This window comes from Protofrankia coriariae (assembly GCF_001017755.1).
GTDB lineage: Bacteria > Actinomycetota > Actinomycetes > Frankiales > Frankiaceae > Protofrankia > Protofrankia coriariae.
In genome coordinates this window covers 34,361-56,852 of sequence record NZ_JWIO01000028.1, presented here as the reverse complement: position 1 = coordinate 56,852, position 22,492 = coordinate 34,361, and the positions used below count along the sequence as shown (strand labels likewise).

Annotated in this window: 18 protein-coding genes; 14 read left to right on the top strand and 4 right to left on the bottom strand. The window is 70.1% G+C overall.

Annotation, left to right across the window (positions count from 1 at the left end; all coding sequences use genetic code 11):
* Nucleotides 1–52: 52 nt before the first annotated feature.
* The 8 genes from FrCorBMG51_RS16595 (at nucleotide 53) to FrCorBMG51_RS16560 (ending at nucleotide 10,104) form a co-directional block, all read left to right on the top strand.
* A complete protein-coding gene (locus FrCorBMG51_RS16595) occupies nucleotides 53–523 on the top strand; it encodes an MBL fold metallo-hydrolase (RefSeq protein WP_052914760.1) in 471 nt (156 codons plus the stop codon).
* A gap of 7 nt (nucleotides 524–530) precedes the next feature.
* Nucleotides 531–1,490 carry an alpha/beta hydrolase gene (locus tag FrCorBMG51_RS16590; RefSeq protein ID WP_047223964.1) on the top strand — a complete coding sequence of 320 codons (960 nt, stop codon included), beginning with the start codon at nucleotides 531–533 and terminating at the stop codon, nucleotides 1,488–1,490.
* Nucleotides 1,491–1,546: 56 nt separating this feature from the next.
* Nucleotides 1,547–2,731: an acyl-CoA dehydrogenase family protein gene (locus FrCorBMG51_RS16585; RefSeq protein WP_047223963.1), complete on the top strand. Its 1,185-nt coding sequence runs from the start codon at nucleotides 1,547–1,549 to the stop codon at nucleotides 2,729–2,731.
* 16 nt (nucleotides 2,732–2,747) lie between these two features.
* Nucleotides 2,748–5,153: a long-chain-fatty-acid--CoA ligase gene (locus FrCorBMG51_RS25465; RefSeq protein WP_052914758.1), complete on the top strand. Its 2,406-nt coding sequence runs from the start codon at nucleotides 2,748–2,750 to the stop codon at nucleotides 5,151–5,153.
* A complete protein-coding gene (locus tag FrCorBMG51_RS16575; protein WP_047223962.1) occupies nucleotides 5,153–5,917 on the top strand; it encodes a crotonase/enoyl-CoA hydratase family protein in 765 nt (254 codons plus the stop codon). Before FrCorBMG51_RS25465 ends, FrCorBMG51_RS16575 begins: the two co-directional genes overlap by 1 nt.
* A 90-nt stretch (nucleotides 5,918–6,007) precedes the next feature.
* On the top strand, nucleotides 6,008–7,228 hold the full coding sequence (locus FrCorBMG51_RS16570) for an acetyl-CoA C-acetyltransferase (RefSeq protein WP_047223961.1): 1,221 nt from the start codon (nucleotides 6,008–6,010) through the stop codon (nucleotides 7,226–7,228).
* A 455-nt stretch (nucleotides 7,229–7,683) separates the two neighbouring features.
* Complete coding sequence (locus FrCorBMG51_RS16565; RefSeq protein ID WP_200902473.1) at nucleotides 7,684–8,904, top strand: cytochrome P450; 1,221 nt, start codon at nucleotides 7,684–7,686, stop codon at nucleotides 8,902–8,904.
* Between the two features lie 60 nt (nucleotides 8,905–8,964).
* Complete coding sequence (locus FrCorBMG51_RS16560; protein WP_083731052.1) at nucleotides 8,965–10,104, top strand: epoxide hydrolase family protein; 1,140 nt, start codon at nucleotides 8,965–8,967, stop codon at nucleotides 10,102–10,104.
* Nucleotides 10,105–10,249: 145 nt separating this feature from the next.
* On the opposite strand, the gene FrCorBMG51_RS16555 is transcribed toward FrCorBMG51_RS16560, so the two are convergent.
* Nucleotides 10,250–11,437 carry an LLM class flavin-dependent oxidoreductase gene (locus tag FrCorBMG51_RS16555; protein WP_047223959.1) on the bottom strand — a complete coding sequence of 396 codons (1,188 nt, stop codon included), beginning with the start codon at nucleotides 11,435–11,437 and terminating at the stop codon, nucleotides 10,250–10,252.
* Nucleotides 11,438–11,687: 250 nt separating this feature from the next.
* Between FrCorBMG51_RS16555 and FrCorBMG51_RS27040 the strand changes: the two genes are divergently transcribed.
* From FrCorBMG51_RS27040 to FrCorBMG51_RS16530, 6 genes are all read left to right on the top strand, one after another.
* Entirely contained in the window at nucleotides 11,688–11,912 is a 225-nt protein-coding gene (locus FrCorBMG51_RS27040) for a 3,4-dihydroxy-2-butanone-4-phosphate synthase (RefSeq protein WP_083731053.1), read from the top strand.
* Nucleotides 11,913–11,979: 67 nt separating this feature from the next.
* Complete coding sequence (locus FrCorBMG51_RS16550) at nucleotides 11,980–13,623, top strand: flavin-containing monooxygenase (RefSeq protein WP_047223958.1); 1,644 nt, start codon at nucleotides 11,980–11,982, stop codon at nucleotides 13,621–13,623.
* Between the two features lie 3 nt (nucleotides 13,624–13,626).
* Nucleotides 13,627–14,226: an NAD(P)H-dependent oxidoreductase gene (locus tag FrCorBMG51_RS16545; RefSeq protein WP_086055508.1), complete on the top strand. Its 600-nt coding sequence runs from the start codon at nucleotides 13,627–13,629 to the stop codon at nucleotides 14,224–14,226.
* 153 nt (nucleotides 14,227–14,379) lie between these two features.
* Nucleotides 14,380–14,919 (top strand): DUF309 domain-containing protein, encoded by a 540-nt coding sequence (locus FrCorBMG51_RS16540; RefSeq protein ID WP_235433645.1) that lies wholly within the window; start codon nucleotides 14,380–14,382, stop codon nucleotides 14,917–14,919.
* A 999-nt stretch (nucleotides 14,920–15,918) separates the two neighbouring features.
* Nucleotides 15,919–16,326 carry a YciI family protein gene (locus FrCorBMG51_RS16535; RefSeq protein WP_047223956.1) on the top strand — a complete coding sequence of 136 codons (408 nt, stop codon included), beginning with the start codon at nucleotides 15,919–15,921 and terminating at the stop codon, nucleotides 16,324–16,326.
* Between the two features lie 8 nt (nucleotides 16,327–16,334).
* Complete coding sequence (locus FrCorBMG51_RS16530; protein WP_047224025.1) at nucleotides 16,335–17,480, top strand: RNA polymerase sigma factor; 1,146 nt, start codon at nucleotides 16,335–16,337, stop codon at nucleotides 17,478–17,480.
* Between the two features lie 673 nt (nucleotides 17,481–18,153).
* Here FrCorBMG51_RS16530 and FrCorBMG51_RS16525 read toward each other — a convergent pair.
* Genes FrCorBMG51_RS16525 through FrCorBMG51_RS16515 form a run of 3 tightly spaced genes read right to left on the bottom strand, consistent with a single transcriptional unit; the run spans nucleotide 18,154 to nucleotide 22,416 of the window.
* Nucleotides 18,154–20,340 (bottom strand): DUF6182 family protein, encoded by a 2,187-nt coding sequence (locus FrCorBMG51_RS16525; protein ID WP_052914757.1) that lies wholly within the window; start codon nucleotides 20,338–20,340, stop codon nucleotides 18,154–18,156.
* The gene (locus tag FrCorBMG51_RS16520) at nucleotides 20,337–21,548 is read right to left on the bottom strand and encodes a hypothetical protein (protein WP_200902472.1); all 1,212 of its coding nucleotides are present in this window, start codon (nucleotides 21,546–21,548) and stop codon (nucleotides 20,337–20,339) included. Before FrCorBMG51_RS16520 ends, FrCorBMG51_RS16525 begins: the two co-directional genes overlap by 4 nt.
* A gap of 1 nt (nucleotide 21,549) precedes the next feature.
* Nucleotides 21,550–22,416 carry a class I SAM-dependent methyltransferase gene (locus FrCorBMG51_RS16515; RefSeq protein WP_047224022.1) on the bottom strand — a complete coding sequence of 289 codons (867 nt, stop codon included), beginning with the start codon at nucleotides 22,414–22,416 and terminating at the stop codon, nucleotides 21,550–21,552.
* Between the last annotated feature and the right edge of the window lie 76 nt (nucleotides 22,417–22,492).

Below are 22,492 nucleotides of genomic sequence, written 5' to 3'. Positions count from 1 at the left end.
CAGGAAGGGCCCGTGTGCGACGTTTCGTCAACGCAAGTGTTTAAGGAGTGCGATGAGCACGTCACTGCAAGAATCCTCCCTCGGCTCGCCGGTGCTGACGGAGGTGTCCGATGGTGTGTTCGCGTATGTCCAGCCGGATGGCAGCTGGTGGATCAACAATACCGGTCTCCTGGTCGGACCTCATGGCGCAGTCGGCATCGACGCGTGTGCGACGGATGCGCGTACCAGGGCGTACCTCGACAGCATCCGTTCGGTTACGGCGGCCCCGGCGCGCACGCTCGTCAACACCCATCACCAGGGCGATCACACCCATGGCAGCCCCCTGTTCCGGGACGCCACGATCGTGGCGCACGAGCAGACCAGAGCGGCCGTCATCGAGGCCGGCATCTGGCGAGACCCGCCGTTCTGGACGCACTTCGACCCGGGCGACGTCGAGCTTGAGCCGCTGTCGCTGACCGATCGTGAGGGAGCCACCCTCTGGGCCGCCTACAACGGGGGCCGCCCCCTGACCGGCCTGGCCTGAGCGCGCCGTGCCTCTCACCGCGCAGTGCCGACGCCTGCTCGGCCGGTTCGAAGAGCTGGGAGTCCTGCCTTACGACCGCATGAGTGTTCTGCAGGCGAGGGAGTCCGTTGCCGCTGGCAAGCGCCTGCAGGGACCCCCGGAGGACGTCGAGCAGGTCGAGGACCTGCTCGTCCCCGGGCAGGTCGGTCGCATACCCGTCCGGGTGTATCACCCTGTCGGCGGCGCTCCGCTGGCGCTTGTCGTGTACCTGCACGGCGGGGGATGGGTGACCGGGAGCGTGGACGTCGCCGACGCGCCGTGCCGCTCCTTGGCCAACGCGACGCGGTGCGTCGTCGCATCGGTGGAGTACCGACTGGCTCCCGAGACCCCGCACCCGGGGCCGGGCGAGGACTGCGCGGCAGCCGTCGCGTGGCTGGCGGGCCATGCGGGGCGGTGGGGCGTGCCACCGGGGCGCACCGTGGTCTGCGGTGACAGCGCGGGGGGCGGACTGGCGGCCGCTGTAACGCTGCGTGCCCGCGACCGCGGCGGCCCGCCGATCGCCGGACAGGTACTGATGTACCCGGCTCTCGCGCCCGCCCGGGGCAGTCGCTCCGCCTCCTACCGGGACAACGCCGAAGGGTTCGGCCTGACACGTGGCGGCATGGAGTGGTTCTGGGACCACTACCTGGCCTGCCCGGATGACGGCGCGGACCCGTATGCCGCCCCCGGCCGCGCGGCCGACCTGACCGGGCTCCCGCCGACCCTGCTGGTGACGGCGGAGTACGACGTGCTGCGCGACGAGGGCATCGACTACGCGGCACGCCTGCGTGACGCGGGTGTGGCGGTGACCGCCGTCCACTACGACGGGTTGATCCACGGCTTCTTCTGGATGGCGAAGGTCGTCGACGAGGCCCGCGACCTGCCAGACCGCATCGCACGGTGGCTTCACGCGACGCTCACCGAGCCCGTCAACGCAAGGGTTGACTGAAGCTCGATCGAGTCCTACGTTGCACACGCCGAGCCTGTTCGACGTGGAGGAAGCCTGTGAGCGAGAACCGATTAAGCCGTTCGCCTGTCCTCGACGAGCCGGAGGAACGCCGCGCGCTGCGCGAGAGCGTGGGTCGGTTGGTGGACAAGTACGGCCGGTCGTACTTCCAGGACGTGGCCCGCCGGCAGGAGTTCACGCACGAGCTGTGGGCGGACCTCGGGCAGGCCGGATTCCTCGGCGTGCACCTGCCCGAGGAGCATGGCGGCGGCGGTGGCGGGCTCGCCGACCTGTCGGTCGTGATCGAGGAGTGCGCGGCGCACGGCTGCCCGGTCCAGATGCTGGTCATCTCGCCGACGATCGCCGGCAACATCCTGGCGCACCACGGCTCGCCGGAGCTGCGGTCCAGGTGGTTACCGGGGATCGCGGACGGCACGAAGAAGATGGCCTTCGCCATCACGGAGCCGGACGCCGGCACCAACACCCACAAGATCGTGACCACGGCGACGCCCGTGGCGGGCGGCGGGTGGCGCATCAACGGCGGGAAGTACTGGACGTCAGGCGCCGACGAGGCCGACGCCCTGCTGGTCGTCGCTCGAGACGCCGAACCGGGTCCGGACGGTAGGCCGACGCTGTCGCTCCTGGTCGTCGAGAAGGACGCTCCCGGGCTCTCGATGCGCCCGATCGACTCCGCGCTCGGTGCTCCCGAGCGCCAGTTCATGGTCTTCTTCGACGATGTGCCCGTGCGGCCGGACGGCATCATCGGGGAGCAGAGCAAGGGGCTCCGGCAGGTCTTCGCCGGACTGAACCCGGAGCGGATCGCGGCGGCCTCGATCGCCAACGGCATCGCGCTCTACGCCCTGCACCGAGCGTCGGTCTACGGCAACCAGCGCACGGTGTGGTCGGTACCGATCGGCGCCCATCAGGGCATCGCCCACCCGCTGGCGAAGTCCTACATCGAGGTCCAGCTCGCTCGCCTCATGAACGCCAGGGCCGCCGAGCTGTTCGACAAGGGCCAGGACGCCGGCGAGGCGGCCAACATGGCGAAATACGCAGCGGGCGAGGCATGTCTCGGCGCGTTGGACAACGCCATCCAGACGCACGGTGGCAACGGGCTGTCGAACGAGTTCGGGCTGTCGGACCTGTGGTTCACGGCGCGGATGCTGCGGACCGCACCGGTGAGCAGGGAGATGATCCTCAACTACATCGGGCAGCACAGCCTCGGGCTGCCCAAGAGCTACTAGTCGCAGGGGCGCCGCGATGACTCTCACGATTGCTGACCTCGTCCGGCGTCACGCGGGCGAACGTCCGACCGCTCCCGCCGTCACGTGCGGAGCCAGCACCCTCACCTTCGCCGAGCTGGACCGGCGGAGTTCCCAGGTGGCCCGTGCGCTGCTGCGCGACGCGGCCGGGCACGGCGACCGGGTGGCGATGATCGACAAGAACAGCCCCGCCTTCTTCGAGGCGCTGCTCGGCTGCAGCAAGATCGGTGCCGTGTTGGTCGGTGTCAACTGGCGGCTGGCCCCCCGCGAGGTCGCCGACATCCTGCGGGACGCCGAGGTGAGCCTCGTCCTGGCCGGCCCGGAGTTCGTGGGGCTGCTCCCGGCCGGCCAGGCCGCCGTGAAGGTGGTCGTCCTCGACGACCGCTACGAGCAGTGGTTACAGGGACCGGACAGCACCGACCCTCGGCACGACGTGTCCCCGCACGACGTCGTACTTCAGCTCTACAGCTCGGGGACGACGGGGCTGCCGAAGGGCGCCCGCATCACGAGTGCGAACCTGCTGCCCACCGCCGACATGGCGAAGACCGCGTGGCGCATGAGCGAACGTAGCGTCAACCTGGTCACCTCGCCGCTGTTCCACATCGGTGGTGCCGGCTACAGCTTGACCACTCTCAGTCAGGGCGGGCACACCGTGATCGCGCGGCAGGCCGACGCGGCTGGGCTGCTGGCGGAGGTCGAGCGGCACGGTGTGACGCATGCCTTCTGGGTTCCGGCGGTCCTCGCTTCCGTGCTTGACGCCCCGGAGGCGACCGGCGCCGACCTGTCGAGCCTGGAGCTGATCGGCTACGGCGGGGCCCCGATGAGCGGGTTCCTGATGCTGCGGGCCATGGAGCGGCTGAGCTGCGGATTCCTGGGTGTCTACGGAATGACCGAGACGTCGGGGACCGTGCTGTACCTGCCACCGGAGGCGCACGATCCCGCAGGCCCGCGGGCCGGCCTGATGCGGTCGGTCGGCCGTCCCCTCCCGTGGGTCGAGATCGAGATCCGTGACCCCGCGACGACGGCGCCCTTGCCCGCCAACGCGGTGGGGGAGATCTGGATCCGCTGCGCCCAGAACATGGTGGGCTACTGGAACCAGCCGGAGACGACTGCCGCGACCCTGGTCGACGGCGGCTGGTTGCGGACGGGCGACGCCGCGCACCGCGACGAAGAGGGCTACGTCTTCCTGCACGACCGCCTCAAAGACATGATCATAACGGGTGGGGAGAACGTCTACCCCGCCGAGGTCGAGAGCGTCCTCGCCGATCACCCGGCGGTCGCCGACGTCGCCGTCATCGCCGTGCCGTCGCAGCGGTGGGGCGAGACGGTCAAGGCGGTGGTCGTGCTGCGCCCCGGTGCGACAGCCACCGAGGAGGAGGTCATCGCCTTCACGCGCACCCGGTTGGCGCGCTACAAGTGCCCGACGTCGATGGACGTCGTGACGGAGCTGCCGCGCAACGCCTCGGGCAAGGTGCTCAAGAAGGACCTCCGGGAGCCGTACTGGTCGGTGACGGGTGCCGGCGGCCCCGCGACTGTGGCCGGCCCGGCCGGCCCGGCCGGCCCGGGCCGCACGGCGGCGGCGGCCGCGCTGGTCCGGCGCTGGAGCGTCGACTGGCTGAACGGGCGGCACCCGGAGGTCTGTGAGGAGATCCTGTCGCCGGACTACACGCTGCTGATCGGCGGCTACCTGCTGGGACCTCGCGATGAGTACGTGCCCGCGACGCTGGCCCAGCTCAACCGCTACCCCGGGTTGGTCGTCACCGCCCACCAGGTCATCGCGGCGGGCGACCGGGTTGCCGTGTGGTTCACCGAGCACGGTGCGTCGGCCCGTCTCGAAGGCCGCCGTGCGGCCTGGCCCGGTGTCGCGCTGTTCCGGAGCAACGGCGAGCAGCTCACCCACTGCTTCTGCGAGGAGGACTACTACGCACGCCGGCGTCAGCTCGACCGGTCGGCCAGCGACGTCGTCGACGCGCCCGCGGTCGCCCCGTGGGACCCCGTACCGGGAACGGCGAACCCCGCCGCCGAGTCCGTCGTCAAGGCCTGGCTCGGCGAGCGCGACCTTCGTTCGGCTCCGGTCGTGATCGACGACGCGGTCACCGGCGCACAGCCGCCGGAGCAGGTGCTGGACGTCACCGGGTTCACCGTGAACGAGATGTTCTCCGCGGGCCCGCAGGTCGCCTTCCACGCCACCCAGACCGGCGTGTACGCCGGTGGCCTCGACGGTCTCGAGGGGGCGCTGGGCGACCCGGCGCTGCTGCACCTGGCGGGCATCGTCGAGGTCCGTGACGCGAGGATCGTCGGCGGGCGTGTCGTCCGGGACCGGCTCGGGACCGCGCGCTCGCTGGCCTCTCGCTCGTCGGCCCCGCCTTCGTCGGCCCCGCGCGGCAGCACGCAGGTGTTGTGATGACGGACTCGGTACTGTGCCGGCGCGACGGCTCGACGCTGGTCATCACGATGAACCGGCCAGAGGTGCGGAACGCGGTCGACGGCTCCGTGGCTTCCGGGGTTGCCGCGGCCCTCGACGAGCTGGACGAGGACCGGTCGCTGCGCGTCGGCGTCCTGACCGGTGCCGCGGGCACGTTCAGCGCGGGGATGGACCTCAAGGCGTTCCTCGCCGGCGAGCGGCCGGAAGTGCCAGGGCGGGGGCTTGCCGGTCTCACCGAGAGCCAGCCCCGCAAGCCTCTGATCGCGGCGGTGGAGGGCCATGCGCTCGCGGGCGGCTGCGAGCTCGTCCTGGCCTGCGACATCGTCGTCGCGGCCCAGGACGCCTCGTTCGGGATCCCCGAGGTGAAGCGCGGACTGATCGCCGGGTCGGGTGGGCTGCTGCGCCTACCTGCTCGGATACCGTCCGGCATCGCTGTCGAGTATGCGCTGACGGGCCGCACCATGCCGGCCGTCGAGGCGCACCGATGGGGCCTGGTCAACCGGCTCGTCGGATCGGGGGAGGCGTTGTCCGGTGCCCTGGAGATCGCCGCGGAGATTGCCGCCAACGGGCCGCTGGCGGTGCGGACGACGAAGCAGGTCATTCGTGAGTCCAAGAGCTTGCCCACCGCGTCGGCCTGGGACCGGCAGCGTGAGCTGCTTGGCGTCGTCCTAGCCTCGGCGGACGCCCGCGAGGGAGCGGCTGCCTTCGTCGAGAAGCGGCAGCCGCACTGGCTCGGTGAGTAGGCCGGGATGCATGCGCGCCCCGGTCTTCCACGTCATGAGTCCCGGCCGGTCCGGCCCTGACACCCGCTCGTCCACCATCAAGGAGTACCCGTGACCGAAGCAGTCATCGTCTCCACAGCACGCTCACCCATCGGCCGCGCCTTCAAGGGCTCCCTGAAGGCACTACGCGCTGACGACCTGGCCGCGACCATTGTCCAGGCGGCACTCGACAAGGTCCCTGAACTCGACCCCCACGACATCGACGACCTGATGCTGGGCTGCGGCCTGCCGGGTGGCGACCAGGGCCACAACATGGGCCGAGTCGTCGCCGTGCGCATGGGCTACGACTTCCTTCCCGGCACGACCATCACGCGCTACTGTTCCTCCTCCCTGCAGACGACGCGGATGGCCTTCCACGCGATCCGCGCGGGCGAGGGCGACGCCTACATCTCGGCCGGCGTGGAGCTGGTGAGCCACTTCGACAAGGGCAACAGCGACTCGCTGCCCGACACGATGAACCCGTACTTCGGCGAGGCCCAGGCGCGTACTGCCCGCGACGCCGAGGAAGGCCGCGACAGCTGGTCCGATCCGCGTGAGTCCGGCCAGGTCCCGAACGTCTACCTGGCGATGGGGCACACGGCGGAGAACCTGGCCCGCGCGAAGGGCATCAGCCGGTTGGAGATGGACGAGTACGCCGCGCGTTCGCAGAACCTGGCGGAGAAGGCGATCGCCGACGGCTTCTGGTCCCGGGAGATCACGCCCGTCACGACGCCCGACGGAACCGTCGTCACGGCGGACGACGGCCCCCGCGCCGGTGTGACGGTGGAGGGCCTGTCGGGGCTGAAACCGGCGTTCCGGCCCGACGGGCTCATCACCGCCGGCAACGCGTGCCCGTTGAACGACGGTGCCGCGGCCGTGATCGTCATGAGCGACACCAAGGCGGCGCAGCTCGGCCTCACCCCGTTGGCACGCATCGTCTCCACGGCCGTCACCGGCCTTTCGCCGGAGATCATGGGCTATGGACCGGTGGAGGCCGTCCGGCTCGCCCTGAGCCGGGCCGGCAAGGAGATCGCCGACATCGACCTGTTCGAGATCAACGAGGCCTTCGCGGCTCAGGTCGTCCCCAGCTATCGGGATCTCGGCATCCCGCTCGAGAAGCTCAACGTGCACGGCGGCGCACTGGCCGTCGGCCACCCGTTCGGGATGACGGGTGCACGGATCACCGGCACGTTGCTCAACGGGCTCGACAGTGTCGACGGCCGGTTCGGCGTCGAGAGCATGTGTGTCGGGGGCGGTATGGGCATGGCGATGGTGCTTGAGCGGCTGAGCTGACGGCCACACCGCACTCCCGATGACAGGGCGGCGGCACCCCGGGCCATCCGGNCACCCCGGGCCATCCGGTCCGGGGTGCCGCGCCCTTTGTCAGGTTCCGGCGGGGCGGGAAGGCCGCCCGCCAGCGCGCCGTCTCCTTCTGGCTGAACGCCTTGACGGGATCCTGGACGACGTTGAACGAACCTCATTGTCCGAAATCCTGTCAACTTGTATGTTGACAAGCGTGCAGCGCCTGTGATGTCATTCACACCGGGCGGCTGAACGTCAGTGGCGAGGGCACGGTATCCGTGCACGGATCGGTGTCCTACGACAGCAGGTTCCGCCGACTCACCGCAGTAGTGACCCGATAGCCGCGGCGGCTGGTCGCGCGGAAAAAGAATCGCCGCGCGACCTTTGGCGTTGGAAAACGCGGCGCCAGACTGTCAGTCACTTTTCTACCACCGCAGAGGAGAGCCATGACCATGGGTAGCCTGGGCGCACCACCGGACCTGATGTCGCTGGAATTCGTCGTGGACCCGTACCCGATCTACCGGGCATGGCGTGACGAACACCCGCTGATCTGGCACGAGGCCATGGGCGCCTACATTATCAGCCGGTACGACGACGTGAATCGCGCGTTCCGGGAGTTCAGCAGCGAGAACTACTCCTGGCAACTCGAACCGGTGATCGGGCGGAGCATCCTGCAGATGGAGGGCCGCGAGCACTCGGTCCAACGCGCGCTCGTGGCCCCCGCCTTTCGGGGCAAGGACCTGCAGGGCAAGTTCCTGCCGGTCATCCGTAGGAATGCGGAGGAACTCCTCGAGGCATTCCGCGCCGACGGGCGTGTCGACATCGTCGGCCAGTTCACCACCCGCTTCCCGATCGGTGTGATCGTGGACATGCTCGGCCTGCCGAAGTCCGATCACGCCCTGTTCCACGGCTGGTATTCGGTCATGATGGCGTTCCTGTCGAACGTGGTCGGGGACCCGGAGGTGACGGCGGCGGGCCTGCGCACCACGGCGGAGCTTCGGGCCTACCTGACTCCGGTCATCAAGGAACGCCGCCGGAACCCGGGCGACGACGTGCTGTCGACGCTCTGCACAGCCGAGATCGACGGCGAGCGGATGACCGATGAGGAGATCAACGCCTTCACCGGCCTCCTGCTGATCGCCGGCGGGGAGACCAGCGACAAGGCGCTGGCCAGCATGTTCAAGAACCTCGTCAGTCATCCGGACCAGTTACAGGCGGTCCGTGCGGACCGCTCGCTGATCGCCCGGGCGTTTGCCGAGACCCTCCGGTACTCCCCGCCGGTGCGGATCATCCTGCGGACCGTCAAGGAGGAAACCGAGATGTCCGGCGGCACGCTGTCCGCGGGCAAGTCGGTGGCCTGCGTGATCGGGGCGGCCAACACCGACGACCGCCGGTACGCCGACGCGGACAGCTTCAACATCTTCCGCGAGGACCTCGATGTCTCGCGCGCCTTCTCCGCGGCGGCCAACCACATGGCCTTCTGCGGCGGCCGGCATTTCTGCGTAGGTGCCGTGCTCGCGAAGGCCGAGGTCGAAATCGGCGCGAACCTGCTCCTGGACGCCATGGATGACATCCGCTTCCCCGACGGCTACACCCCGACCGACGAAGGGCTGTTCAGCCGCGCACCCGCCTCGTTACTGCTCGAGTTCACCCCCCGCGCCGCGTGAGCCTCCGAACCGTCCCGGCTTGGCCACCGCCCGTGGCAAGAAACGACCTGGGAGGACACTGTGGATGACACGATCACGCCGTTCCAACTGGCGATCGACGAGGCCGAACTGGACGATCTGCGGGATCGCCTGCGGCGTACCCGCTGGCCGCGGGCGGAGACCGTCAACGACTGGTCCCAGGGTGTGCCGCTGTCCTACATCCAGGAGCTGTGCGCTTACTGGGCGGACGATTACACCTGGCGGAACTGCGAACATCGGCTGAACGCGGTCGGCCAGTTCCGGACACCGATCGACGGCCTGGACATCCACTTCCTGCATGCCCGCTCACCCCACCCGGACGCGCTCCCGCTGATCATGACGCACGGTTGGCCCGGATCGGTCCGCGAGTTCCTCGACGTCATCGAACCCCTCGTTCGTCCGGAAGACCCGGCGGACGCGTTCCATGTCGTCTGCCCGTCGCTGCCCGGGTTCGGTTTCAGCGGACATCCGACCCGGACCGGGTGGAACGTCCAGCGCGTCGCCGACGCCTGGACGACCCTCATGGCGAGGCTCGGGTACACACGTTACGGCGCGCACGGTGGGGACTGGGGCTCCGTGGTCACCGCCCGAATCGGGGCCACCGACCCCGCGCACGTGGCGGGCGTCCATCTCACGATCCCTGTCGTCGACCTCGCCGCCGAACCCGACCCGGACGTCGTCCTGAGTGCTTTTGAACAGGCGGGCGCCGACCGGGCGGCCGCATTCGCCCGGACCGGGATGGGTTACCTCACCCAGCAGGCGACCCGGCCGCAGACGCTCGGCTACGGGCTCGCCGACTCGCCCGCCGGGCAGCTCGCGTGGATTGTCGAGAAGTTCTACGCCTGGACCGACTGCAAGGGCCATCCGGAGAACGCGATCAGCCGTGAGGCGATGCTCGACGACGTGATGCTTTACTGGCTCCCGGACACGGGTGCCACGGCGGCACGTATCTACTGGGAGAGCTTCCCGGACATGCCGGACGACACCGTGCGTGTGCCGACCGGTTGTTCCATCTTCCCGCTGGAGCACGTCCGGGTCCCGCGGGCGCGTGCCGAGGCCAGGCTCACCGACATCCGTTACTGGAACGAGCTGAGCGTCGGTGGGCACTTCCCGGCCCTGGAGCAGCCCGCCACGTTCGTCGACGAGCTGCGGACCTTTTTCCGGCTTGTCAGAAAGGAATAGCCGGAATTCTCGAACGGTGGAACCCGAGGTGCCTCGTGGAGCCGTTGAACGCTCCACGGGGCACCTTTCGCTTCACGAGGATCCGTGCCGCGCTCTTGTCAGCTCCGGCGGGTGGTGTCTGTCCGGCGGGGGGAAAGGCCGCCGGTCAGCGCGCTGCCTCTTTGGCGGCCACCTCGTCCGCGTGCTTCTGGCTGAACGCCTCGATGGCCTTCCAGTTCTCCGCAGCCTTGGCCTCGCGCACGCTCCGGGTCCAGGCCTCGTTCCGCTCCAGGCGGCGCGTCGTGCCCTGGAACGCAGGCAGCACGTGGTTGGCGAACAGGTGGTAGTGCTCCTTCTTCGCCGACCACGGCGCCCAGTTGTGGTCGAACAGCAGCATCGCGCCGAAGCCGCCCTTCGACTGCTCCCAGAGCCGCTCGATCTGGTTGATGGCGTCCTCGTAGGTGCCGATGACGCCGGTGCCGCTCTCGACGACCCACTCGATGCGTTCCTTGGTCGTCTCGCCCTCGACCTTCATCTGAGGCGTCGACGCGGTGTGCTGTAGGTAGTCGCACCAGGCGTCGATGCCGTGCTCGACGTCCCTGAGCGCCTGGTCGCGTGTCGCCGCGATGTGGAAGGGAGCCACGAGCCGCCAGCGGCTGCGGTCCGGCGTGTGACCGAACTCTGCCGCCCGCTCGGTGAGTGTGCCCCAGTGGTGGCCGACGGCGTCGAACCCGCCGGCGCTGGTCGCGCCGATGGAGATCATGCCGAGGTCGTGCTTGCCGGCCAGTCGGGGGCCGGACGGGCTGACGATCGCCGCCGTCGCCACCTCGAACAGGGGGTTCGTGTACGTGTCGAGCTGCAGGCGGGCCTCTACGAGCTTGTAGCGGGGCGTCTCGATGGTCAGCGGCTCATCCTCGGTGAGCAGGTGCATGAGGACCGCGGTGTCCTGCTCCAAGGCGTCCCGCTGCTCGCTCGCCTCGATGCCGATCATGTTGGCGTCCGTGCTCAGCGCGCCTGGCCCCAGACCCAGCATGGCGCGTCCCCGGGTCAGGTGGTCTAAGAGCACCATCCGGTCGGCTACCCACAGCGGGTTGTGGTAGGGCAGCGACAGCACGCCGGTGCCCAGCCGGATGGTCTTGGTCAGGTTTGCCACGTGCGCAATGAACATCAGCGGGTCGCCGATGGGTTCGACGCCGCACGAGTGATGTTCGCCGAACCACGCCTCCTCGAAGCCCATGTTGTCCATGAGCTGGACGATTTCGACGTCTCGCTGAAGCGAGTAGGTCGGGTTCTGTTTCACGGGCACGTGATGCGGGGGGACGAACGCGCCGAAACGTAGCCGCCGACGGGCCATATCAGGTGCTCCTCTCTGGGGTGTGTCCCCAGGGTCACGGTTGCGACGTCGGTCACACCGGCGCCCGCAGGCAGACCACCACGTCGGGAGGGAGCATGTCAACGTTTAAGTTGACGCGAGATCATGGACTCTCGATGCCGTCGACGCCGACGTTGACCCGATCGCCGTCACCCTCTAACGTCAACGGTCATGTTGATGACATGGGTGGCGCGGACACGTCCTGTGCGCCCAGGCCCGCGAAGGACAGGTCATGGGCCTTACGGGGCGGACGGTCGGCGTGACGCCAGCGGGACCGGGGCGGGTGTGTCCGCGGCGAACCGCGCGCCCCGTTGCCGTCCCGGCGGACGGCGCCACGCGCGAGCGGCTTCGCCGACCGGGCCACGTCTTCCCGCTCCGGGCGCGTGCGGGAGTGGCTCACGTACGAGCCGGGCCCACCGAGGCTCCCGTCAACATCGTTCGTGCATGTCAACGCTAACGTTTATGGGTCTGGTCGGGGAACTCGACGTTCGTTCCGTAACCTTGCGAGCTATCACAGGAGAGACATGACGCAACGTGACAGAACGACCTCGTTTCCCGACTCGCCGGTCGACGTCATCGTGGTGGGTGCCGGGTTCGCCGGCCTGGCCCTGCTTCGTTCGTTCCGGGACGAGTGCGGGCTGACTGTCACGGTGATCGAGGCCGGCGACGACATCGGCGGCGTCTGGTACTGGAACCGCTACCCCGGGGCCCGGTGCGACGTCGACAGCACCGACTACTCGTACTCCTTCTCGCCGGAGCTGGACGCGACCTGGGACTGGACCGAGCGCTACGCCGCTCAGCCGGAGATCCTGAGCTATATCCACCGCGTGGCAGAGCTGTACGACCTGCGCCGCGACATCACCCTCGGTGTTCGGGTCACGGAGGCCGGGTACGACGAGCAGGCCGATCTGTGGGTGGTACGAGGCGACGACGGGTCGGTCGTCTCGGGTCGCTACCTGGTGATGGCCACCGGCTGCCTGTCCGCCGTGAAGCGCCCCGACATCCCCGGTGTCGAGGACTTCACGGGAACGGTCCTCCACACCGCAGACTGGCCGAAGGACAAGGTCGACCTCGTGGGCAAGCGGGTCGGGGTGATCGGCACCGGGTCGTCCGGCATCCAGGTCATCCCCGAGATCGTCCCGGTCGTCGCGGAGCTGGTGGTCTTCCAGCGGACACCCACCTTCAGCGTCCCGGCGCACCATTACGTGCTGACCGACGCCGATCGGGCAGCCATCCGCACCGAGCTCCCCGCCCGGCGCGAGCGGCTCAGGCGCTCGTCGACGGGGCTTTCGGTGCCTGCCAACCCGCGGTCCGCCCTCGAGGTCACGGACGAGGAGCGGCAGGCGCACTACGAGGAGCAGTGGAACTCGGCGGGCTTCGGTTTCCTGCTGGCCTACTCGGACCTGCTGATCGACCAGGCGGCGAACGACACCGCGGCCGACTTCATCCGAGGAAAGATCGCGGAGCGGGTCGACGACCCGGCCACCGCGGCGCTGCTCAGCCCGCGCACCTACCCTTACGGGGCCAAGCGCCCGTGCGTCGACACGGGCTTCTACGAGACGTTCAACCGGCCCAACGTCACGCTCGTCGACATCTCCGCCTCTCCGCTCGTGAAGGTGACCGAGACGAGCCTGCACACGACGACGTCGGAGTACGGGCTCGACGTGATCGTCTTCGCCACCGGTTTCGACGCCATGACCGGTTCGCTGCTGCGACCGGACATCCGCGGCAGGGGAGGTCAGTCACTCCGCCAGCACTGGGCCTCCGGCCCCCTCACCTACCTGGGGCTCGCCACGGCCGGGTTTCCCAACATGTTCGTGGTCGCCGGCCCGGGCAGCCCGTCGCTGCTCGGCAACGTGATGGTCTCCATCGAGCAGCACGTCGAATTTCTCGCCGACCTGATCATGTCGTCACGGGCGGCGAAGACCCCGGTGATCGAGGCCGAGCCGGAGGCCGAGGCGGCGTGGGTCGCGCACGTGAACCGGGTTGCCCAGGGCACGCTCTACCTGGCCGCCGCCTCGTACTACCTGGGCGCCGAGGTGCCGGGCAAGCCCCGCGTCTTCATGCCCTATGCCGGCGGGCTGCGGCGCTACCGCAGGGAATGCGAAGAGGTCGCCGCCGACGGCTATCGCGGGTTTCGCCGCACGCCCACGGCAGAAGGGAACTAGATCATGAATGCTGACATGCGGCAGCCACGCTTACTGTGCATCGGCGGCTCGACGAGGCCCGGTTCGAGCTCCGAACAGGCCCTGAGGGTGAGCGCCGCCGCGGCACGCGCCGAGGGAGCCTCGATCGACGTGATCGCGAGCCGAGACCTGATGCTACCGATCTACGACACCGAGACCAGGGAGCGTTCACCCCGGGCTGTCCGCCTGGTCGAGGCCGTGCGGGAAGCGGACGCCGTCATCGTCGCGTCGCCGGGCTACCACGGCGCGATCTCCGGAATGATAAAGAATGCGCTCGACTACATCGAGGACCTTCGGGACGCCGAGCGGCCCTACCTCGACGGCGTTCCCGTCGGTTGCGTGGCGGTGGCGTACGGGTGGCAGGCGACGGTCTCCACCCTGGCCGGTCTGCGGGCGACCGTCCATGCACTCCGGGGATGGCCGAGCCCGCTCGGCGCGGCGATCAACGCCTCGAACCGAGTCTTCGACGAGAACGGTGAATGCGTCGACGACCAGACCCGCTTCCAGCTCGAGACCGTCGCGCGGCAGGTCGTCGCGTTCGCCGAGCGACAGAGCCCGATGGGCCTGGCCGCGACGGATCTGTAGCCGGCCGCGGCCGTGGGCCGGCTGGAGGCCGGCGCGTACGGTGAGGATGTGGAAGGGAAGCCGGGGTTGCGCGACCGCGATGTCCGGGGCCGTGCCCGCAACGCTCGGCCGCGAGACGCGCTGGGGCGCCCGCTGGGGTACGGCGAGACGGGGGTGGACTCGCTCCCTGTCGACTTGGTGGTGCCGCCGGTTGAGGCTCTCGCCTGGGCACAGCATTTGATCGAGTCGGGTCGGCCGTTTCAGGCTCACGAGGTGCTGGAGGCCGTGTGGAAGGTCGCGCCCGACGGGCAACGCGAGTTGTGGCGCGGTCTCGCCCAGTTTGCCGTGGGCCTGACCCACCTTGCCCGCGGCAACGACGTTGGGGCTGCGGCGTTGCTCCGGCGCAGTGTCGACCACCTCGTGCCCTACGCGACCGCGCCACCCTACGGGGTGAACGCCGCGGGCCTCAGCCGGTGGGCCGCGATGCTCGCCGACGAGATCGAACGTGCTGCGGCGAACGATCGCAGTCAGATGGCCGCTGTCGGGGCCTCCGTAATCCTCGCCGTGAGCGACGGCTGCGTCGATCCCGGGGTGCGTGACGGTCGTCGGGCCGCCTTTCAGGAGGCGCTGAAGGGGGCGTTACAGGCGGACTGGGGCGGGCCGGGGGAGAGCTCACTGCCAATGGCTTGGAAGCGCGACTCTCCGGCACGCTAATTGGACCAGGCCGGTGTCCTGGCACACTTACTGGATCCGGGCTGGTGCTTATCACCTTCGGCACGGTTGGCTACGCAGGTAACCTCCCGCCCCGTCTCCGTGCGTATCTGTACGGAGGCGGGGCGACCCGGCATCCTTCAAGTGAGATAATATTGACCCTCCTCCTGATGGAGGGAGGTTTTGGATGCGGGAAGTTAAAAAGAGGAACGAAATTTATGGACGAGAACTCGTTCTACAAAGCCGACCTTCTTGCTATTCGGTCGTGGAATGGTCTGCCTCGTCAGATGCGTCGAGAAGTCAGAAGATATGCGAGAGACGGACGCCTTCATCCTGAGCCGCTAGTTGCAAAAATATCTACCGAATGGGCGAGGGCTGTTCTCCGTAAGGTGCTGCGGCGGGGGCGCAAATCTGGCCGTAGGACACATCTGATTTATATACTATTCGCCAGCATTATCGATCTTCTTGTGAATGCGAATGGCGCTGTTCTGGGTGGGGCTTTGGGTCGTCCTGGTGGACATAGTATTTATGATAAGAGAACTGCGCGACGAATCATGCGCGCCTACAGATCCCTCGACGACATGAGGGTTTGGGGCAGTGCCAGATCCGCTTGTGCCACCGCGCCCGCACCGGTGTGCCGAGGGACGGGGCGTCGTGCAGGATCTGGACGTGCCGGCCGTGGCTGACCGCGGCCACCCCGCATGCCCTCCACGCCGAACAACTCATCGGTCCGAGCGCACCACGACGCGCCAGGACTACACGTACAGTGACGCACGCGAGGCCTTCTCCTGATTCGGGTGTTTGGTCGCTGCTGGTCGTGGAAGACCTCGTTTCGTCTCGCCCTCGTGCCATGCCGTGGACCCGGACAGCGCGAGACGGCTCATCCAGGCTGATCTACGGGAGCCGAAAGATTCGGACGGTGATGTCGAGAACCCATGACTGGCTCCGTCCCCGCGGTGAATGTGACCACCATGGGTCGCACCAGCACCGAGGAGAACCACGATGGCCAAGTACCTGCTGCTCAAGCACTACCGCGGCGCTCCGGCTGCGGTCAACGACGTGCCGATGGACCGGTGGACGCCGGAGGAGATCGCGGCGCACATGCGGTACATGCGCGACTTCGCGGCCCGGCTCGAGGGGACCGGCGAGTTCGTCGACAGCCAGGCGCTCGCCCCCGAGGGGACGTTCGTCCGGTATGACGGTGCGGGGCGCCCGCCGGTCACCGACGGTCCGTTCGCCGAGACCAAGGACCTCATCGCCGGTTGGATGGTGATCGATGTCGACAGCTACGAGCGCGCCATCGAGCTGGCCGGGGAGCTGTCGGCCGCCCCGGGGGCGGGCGGGGAGCCGATCCACGAGTGGCTCGAGGTGCGCCCGTTCCTGACCGCGCCGCCCACCATCACGCAGTGACCTCTCAGGTGAACGAGGTCCTCCTCCGCAGCCTCACACCGAGCGTGCTCGGGATCCTCGTCCGCCGCGGAGCCGACTTCGCGGCGGCCGAGGACGCCGTGCAGGACGCGCTGGTCGAGGCGGTCCGGGTCTGGCCGGCCGGCCCGCCGCGGGACCCGAAGGGCTGGCTGGTCACCGTGGCCTGGCGCCGGTTCCTCGACGCGGCCCGGGCGGACGCCGCCCGCCGCCGGCGTGAGGACCTCGTCGACGAGGAGCCGGCGCCCGGGCCCGCGCCCGCGGTGGACGACACGCTCCAGCTCTACTTCCTGTGCGCCCACCCGTCGCTGACGCCGGCGTCCGCGGTCGCGCTCACGCTGCGCGCCGTCGGCGGGCTGACCACCCGCCAGATCGCCCAGGCCTATCTGGTGCCCGAGGCGACCATGGCGCAGCGGATCAGCCGGGCCAAGCGCACCGTCTCCGGCGTGCGGTTCGACCAGCCCGGTGACGTCGCCACCGTGCTGCGTGTCCTCTACCTGGTCTTCAACGAGGGCTACTCCGGCGACGTCGACCTTGCCGCCGAGGCGATCCGGCTCACCCGGCAGCTCGCGGCCGCGATCGACCATCCCGAGGTGGCGGGGCTGCTCGCCCTCATGCTGCTCCACCACGCCCGGCGCGCCACCCGGACCACGCCCGACGGCAGCCTGGTGCCGCTCGCCGAGCAGGACCGCGGCCGGTGGGACACCAAGTCGATCACCGAGGGCGTCGAGATCCTGCAGGCGGCCCTCGCCCGCGACCGGTTGGGCGAGTTCCAGGCCCAGGCCGCCATCGCGGCGCTGCACGCCGACGCGCCTACCGCCGAGGAGACGGACTGGGTGCAGATCGTCGAGTGGTACGACGAGCTCGCGCGCCTGACCGACAGCCCGGTCGTCCGACTCAACCGTGCGGTGGCCGTCGGCGAGGCCGACGGGCCGCGCGCCGGGCTGGCGGCGCTCGCGGCGCTGGACGCCTCGCTGCCTCGCCACGCGGCGGTGGCGGCGTATCTCCACGAGCGCGACGGGGACCTGGTGACGGCGGCACGGCTGTACGCCGAGGCGGCCCACAAGGCGCCCAACCTCGCCGAGCGCGACCACCTGACACGTCAGGCCGCCCGGCTCAACGCCCGCCGGTGTCGCTGACGGGTCGCGCTCGGATTTCCCCGCAGCACCTGGCGCGGCCCCGTGGCCAGAGCGGTGGCCTCGCAGTGAGCAGGCGGGTCGAGACCAACCGCACGACGCGTTGCCGACGGGGAAGCTCAGCGGCGGCGAACAGGCGCGCTGGAAGCGTGGTGTCGCAAGAGACCCGCCCGGTGAAGTGCCGGTGAAGGTGACCCATCTGCGACGGTTCGGCTGCCCGAAAAGCGGCTCACCCAGGCTTGTCTACGAAGAGCCGGAAAAGCCACGGCCTTGACCTGCCGCCCGTCCGCCCGTCTCGGCTTTCTCGGCGGCTCGTCCGCCGGAAAGCTAACCGGCACCGGCCGGGAGGGGCCCCGGCCGACCCGCCCACCAGGACGCGTCGAGATTCGCGCGTGCGACGCGAAGCGAGCCGGTCGTCGCGACCCCGGCTTCTCCCCATCACTCGGGAGTGCCTCGCCCCGGCCTTTCAGTCGACCTTGATCGAAGATCCAGCGAGGCCCGGCTGGCGCGCGCCAGCCGGCNGGCTGGCGCGCGCCAGCCGGCGACTCGGGGCCATCTCGGTGAAGGTGGCCCGAGGGAATCCCGCCGCGGACAAGGCACTCCGCCGTTCGCCGCCAGTCCCGGATGGCCCGGCCAGCGGAAGCGGGCTCGGGAGCACACCCAGACAGTTGGGCTGTCATGCGTCATCTCGCGGTATCCCGTATCCGGGGGTGAGGATTCCGGCTGGGTCGAACCGTGCCCGCAGGGCTTGGCGGCTAGGCCATTGCTGGCCGAAGTGGGCCCGCCAGCAGGCCGGTTGCGTCGGCACCGCGTTGATCGGGTAGACGGCGCCGCCGAGGGCGACGGCCGCGTCGCGCGTCGCCCGGTTCGCCTCGACGAGCGCCGCCGCGCCGGCGGGGTCGTCGGCACGGCCGCCGCGCAAAACCGACAGGACCCACACGGGGCCTGGTCCGGCCGGCATCGGGATCGGCGTGGGCGACCCGTCGGCGTGGCCGGGGCGGACGGGAAACAGCAGGCCAACCAGCCGGAGTTCAGCCGGTCCGGTGAGCCCCAGGGGGGCGGGACCGCCGAATACCGATGTGGCCAGCGTGGACACGGTTGCGTCGGGCATGAGCACGGTGAGCCAGGCGTGCGGTTGGAACCACTCCCCGTTTGCCCGCGCTGCCGCCTCCGCCGGGGCCATCCGATGGACGAAGTCCCGGTAGGAGCGGACCTCGGCCTGCCGGCCGGTCCGGGTCCCGGTTCCGGCAGCAGAGCCGGTCGCCGTGCCGGGGGCATGATCGTGGTCGGAGCGGGGGTCGTACTCGTACACGGCGGTTTCGACGGCGTACTGCCACCTGTCTGATGCGGCCAGCAGCACATGTCCCTGAAGAAAGTCGGGTCCGTCGTCGGCCGCGAGCTGTCGCAGTACGGCGAGGCAGTCGTCGAGGCTGTGGTGCGTTCGCAGCCCGTAGTGCACCCGACGTGGCGCCGGCACCGTGCGAAGCGTGGCATCGACGATCAGGCCGCACTGGCCGAGCCCACCGAGCACCCCGTGGAACAGGCTCCGGTCACGGGTGGGCGAGCAGGTCAGGAGCTGTCCGGTCCCGGTGACGACGGACAGTTCCTCGACGTTGTCGATCTGCAGGCCGTGGCGGTGGCTGGCGCCGCCGATCCCGCCGACGCTCAGGGTGCCGCCGACCGAGGTGTCCACCACGTCGGTGAGTACCGGTACGGCCCGGCTGCGCCCGAGCGCCGCATCGACGACGTCCGCCCAGCGCGCGCCGGCCTGTGCGCGGATCGTGTTCGCGGTCACGCCATCAACCCGGTTCAGCCTGGACATATCGACGACGAGGCCGTCCGCCGCCTGCGCCTGCCCGTACACCGAGTGTCCGCGGCCGCGAGCGGTGAGGGTGCACCCCATGTCGAGGGCCAGCCGGACAACCCGCACGACATCGGTCACGCTCGCGGCCCGGAGCACAGCCCGGGGACGATGGTGGACGAGATGGCCGAAGTCGTCGGCTGCCCAGCGAAGGCTTGCGTCGTCGCGGGTGAGGACCCCGTCGAACGATGGCGCGGCGGCTGGCGGAGCTGGGGGACGTAGGGCGGCGTAGGCGCGCAGCCGGGGCTGGTCCGGCCGGCCCGGTTGATCGGGCCGGCCGGAGTCGTCGGACCCGCCGGGTTGGTCGAGGTCGATGCGCAGGGCAAGAATCGACGGGTCCGTTGCCGCGATGTGAGGCACCGGCCGTAGCGTCAACCGGTCGCCGGGGCCGATGCAGCCGCCCAGGACCGCGTCCGCCAGCAGATGGTGCAGGTGCACCAGCGCGCGGGACGCGGGGACACGTGCGGTCGCGATCTCCACGACCAGTTCCCGGCATGGCCGGGGCGCGGCGTTGGGCCCTTGCGGGAGGTCGATACACCGCGCTGCCTGGTCGGCGGCCAGCGGGCGTGACGCTTCGAAGGTGCGCAGCAGCCGGCACAGGCCGGTGTGTGCCGTTGCGGGGGCCGGCCCCCTCCAGGCGTAGGGTCCGGCGACATGGTCGAACGTGAACCGTTCGCGCAGGTTCGCGGGGTTGCCTGCCAGGAAGATCGTCATCGTGAGGGACCGTTGCCAGGCCGCTGCCTGGTCTGACGGCAGGGCGAGCAGGAACTCGCAGGCCGCGCGTGCCCAGGCGGCGAGGTCGAGGCGGCCGAGGACGGCGACGGCCCGCACCGGTGGGTCGTCCGGCGCTGTGCGCACCGCCTCTCGCGCGGCGAGCAGGCCGGTGATGCTGTCCAGGTCGAAGCGGGGTGCCAGGTCCGGGCGGGCCGCGCGGAAGCGGGCGGCGGCTCTCGCGCGCAGCAGTGCCTGCACGTCGCCGGCCGGCGGCGCGTCGCCAGTCACAGGTACGCCTCGGACAGCAGTTGCCTGGCCGGCGCGGGCCGTCGCCGGCCGAAGGCGTGGGAGGTCAGGCGGTAGGGATCGATGTACAGGTGCCGGCCGCGGTGTTGTTCGAGCAGTTCGATCAGTTCGGACCGGCCCGGCGGGCCGGCTGGTTCGACACCGTGCCCCGGGGCCGGGCCGCCGCTGTTCTCGCACAGCCGTTCGGCGCGTGCGACGCAGTGGCGCAGCAGGTCCTCGCGCAGCGACTGCTCCGGCCCGGGGCCGAGGACGGCGATGAAGTACAGCCGGAACCCGAGCCGCACGGCGTCCGGTGTGTGGTCCGTGGACAGCGACGCGAGCAGGGTGGCCGCGTCGTGGCCGCGCCAGTCGCCCTGCCGGGCGGAGCTCAGCACGCCGTCGATCGGGACGCGGCCGATGGTGTAGCGGCGCACGGTGGCCCCGGCCATCTCGAGCACGTGGGACAGCAGGCGGTAGTCGGCGTCGAGTTCGGGATCGTGGGCCAGCACGATCTCGTCGTGATCGCCGGCCAGTGGCAGTAGCTCGCGCAGGGCGCAGGCCAGGTAGTTGGGTCGGCCGTCGGCGGCGATGATCTGGCGCAGCGGCTGGCCGAACCGGGTCAGGTCCAGGTGCACGGGGCCGCCGTGGGCGCGCAGGTCGACCAGAACGCCCAGCTCGGCGAGCCGGTCGAGCACCGTGGCCAGATCCGCCCCGGGAGGCACATGGGCCAGCAGGCCCGGATCGTGCATTCCCAGTATCCGGTACTGGGTCTGCCAGGCCCGCAGCACGCGGACACTGGCCGGGTGGACCCAACCGTGCTCCGCCGCGTCGGCATATGGGCGCAGCGCCTCGGCGGTGGGCCGGCGGCCGTCCGCACGGTAGGCGACGTAGAGCTCCCCCACGTCCACTTCGGACATGGCGGCATAGTCGTCGTCGCCGCGGGTGCGGTCGAGGTACTCCCAGAAGCCCAGGGTCTGTTCCGTCTGGTGGTAGGTCGTGTGGCTGCACCGGAGGATGACGTCGGCGAGCGGCACCGTCGCCCGGTACATCACGTCGATCCACAGCAGGAACTTGAGGTGACTGGGCGTAAGCGGCTTCGTGGGCGTCACGGTGACCGGGGCGAGCAGGACCCGCGGCCGGCCGGCCGCGGGGCCGCCCGCCTGCGCCGGCATGGGGAGCCGCCCGACCGCCGTCTCGGTGGACGTGGTCATGTCAGCGGCGGCGGCCGTGGACGTAGAACAGCCGGTGCACGCCTCGCGCCGACGGCGGCGGCACCGGGTCGGACCACCGTCCGTAGCCGGCGGCGGCGCCCATACCCGGCTGGTCCGCGCGCACGGCGAACCCGTGCTTGGTGAACAGCGGTTCGGGCTCGTCGGTGCCGAACACGAGCGGGCAGCCCCAGCGGTCGAACAGGTCCAGCAGCGGGCGCATGCGCACGTCGGCGAACGTCCCGGCGCCGATGAGGTCGGCGGCGATCCGGCTGCCCGGGGCCATCAGGGCCGCGACCCGGTCCAGCAGGCGGTGCAGGCCCGGTTCGGGGACGTAGTAGAGCAGGCCCTCGAACAGCCAGGTGGAAGGCAGTGCCGGGTCGTAGCCGGCGGCGCGCAGGTCAGCCTCCCAGGTGTCGCCGACCAGGTCGGTGGCAACGGTCCGATGGTCGACACGGGGAGTTCGCCCCACCATGCGCGCCTGCTTGTAGTCGAGCACCGCGGGGCGGTCCACCTCGAAGTAGCGGATCCGCGCCGGCCAAGGCAGGCGCCACGCCCGCGAGTCCACTCCGGCCGGCGCGAGGACTACCTGGCGCATGTCCGGATCCTCGGCCGCCGAACGCAGGAAGTCGTCGAACAGCCGGGTTCGGATGACGAAGTAGTCGGCGGTCATCGGCACCGAGCGCGTGGCCCCGGCCGGCTGGATGACCTCGAGCATCTCGGCGAACAGCTCCGCGCCGGCCGCGCCGGCGAGGTGGGCCGCGTAGGGATCCTCGAACAGCGGGTCGTCGCTGCGAGTCTCGGCCGCGCGCAGCGCCGCGGCGATCAGCGCCGTGCGTTCGACGGGGGCGAGTACACAGTGATCGGACATGTCCCTCTCCGTTCCTGCGGCGAAGGTCTCCACGGCGCTGGCGTCGTCCCCGCGGCGTGTCCCGCCACGCGGCGGG

Bases quoted from the DNA above. Each gene is read 5' to 3' on its own strand.
- FrCorBMG51_RS16595 (WP_052914760.1), top strand. From the start codon at position 53: ATGAGCACGTCACTGCAAGAATCCTCCCTCGGCTCGCCGGTGCTGACG.
- FrCorBMG51_RS25465 (WP_052914758.1), top strand. From the start codon at position 2,748: ATGACTCTCACGATTGCTGACCTCGTCCGGCGTCACGCGGGCGAACGT.
- FrCorBMG51_RS16575 (WP_047223962.1), top strand. From the start codon at position 5,153: ATGACGGACTCGGTACTGTGCCGGCGCGACGGCTCGACGCTGGTCATC.
- FrCorBMG51_RS16565 (WP_200902473.1), top strand. From the start codon at position 7,684: ATGACCATGGGTAGCCTGGGCGCACCACCGGACCTGATGTCGCTGGAA.
- FrCorBMG51_RS16555 (WP_047223959.1), bottom strand. From the start codon at position 11,437: ATGGCCCGTCGGCGGCTACGTTTCGGCGCGTTCGTCCCCCCGCATCAC.
- FrCorBMG51_RS27040 (WP_083731053.1), top strand. From the start codon at position 11,688: ATGGGCCTTACGGGGCGGACGGTCGGCGTGACGCCAGCGGGACCGGGG.
- FrCorBMG51_RS16550 (WP_047223958.1), top strand. From the start codon at position 11,980: ATGACGCAACGTGACAGAACGACCTCGTTTCCCGACTCGCCGGTCGAC.
- FrCorBMG51_RS16545 (WP_086055508.1), top strand. From the start codon at position 13,627: ATGAATGCTGACATGCGGCAGCCACGCTTACTGTGCATCGGCGGCTCG.
- FrCorBMG51_RS16535 (WP_047223956.1), top strand. From the start codon at position 15,919: ATGGCCAAGTACCTGCTGCTCAAGCACTACCGCGGCGCTCCGGCTGCG.
- FrCorBMG51_RS16520 (WP_200902472.1), bottom strand. From the start codon at position 21,548: ATGACCACGTCCACCGAGACGGCGGTCGGGCGGCTCCCCATGCCGGCG.
- FrCorBMG51_RS16515 (WP_047224022.1), bottom strand. From the start codon at position 22,416: ATGTCCGATCACTGTGTACTCGCCCCCGTCGAACGCACGGCGCTGATC.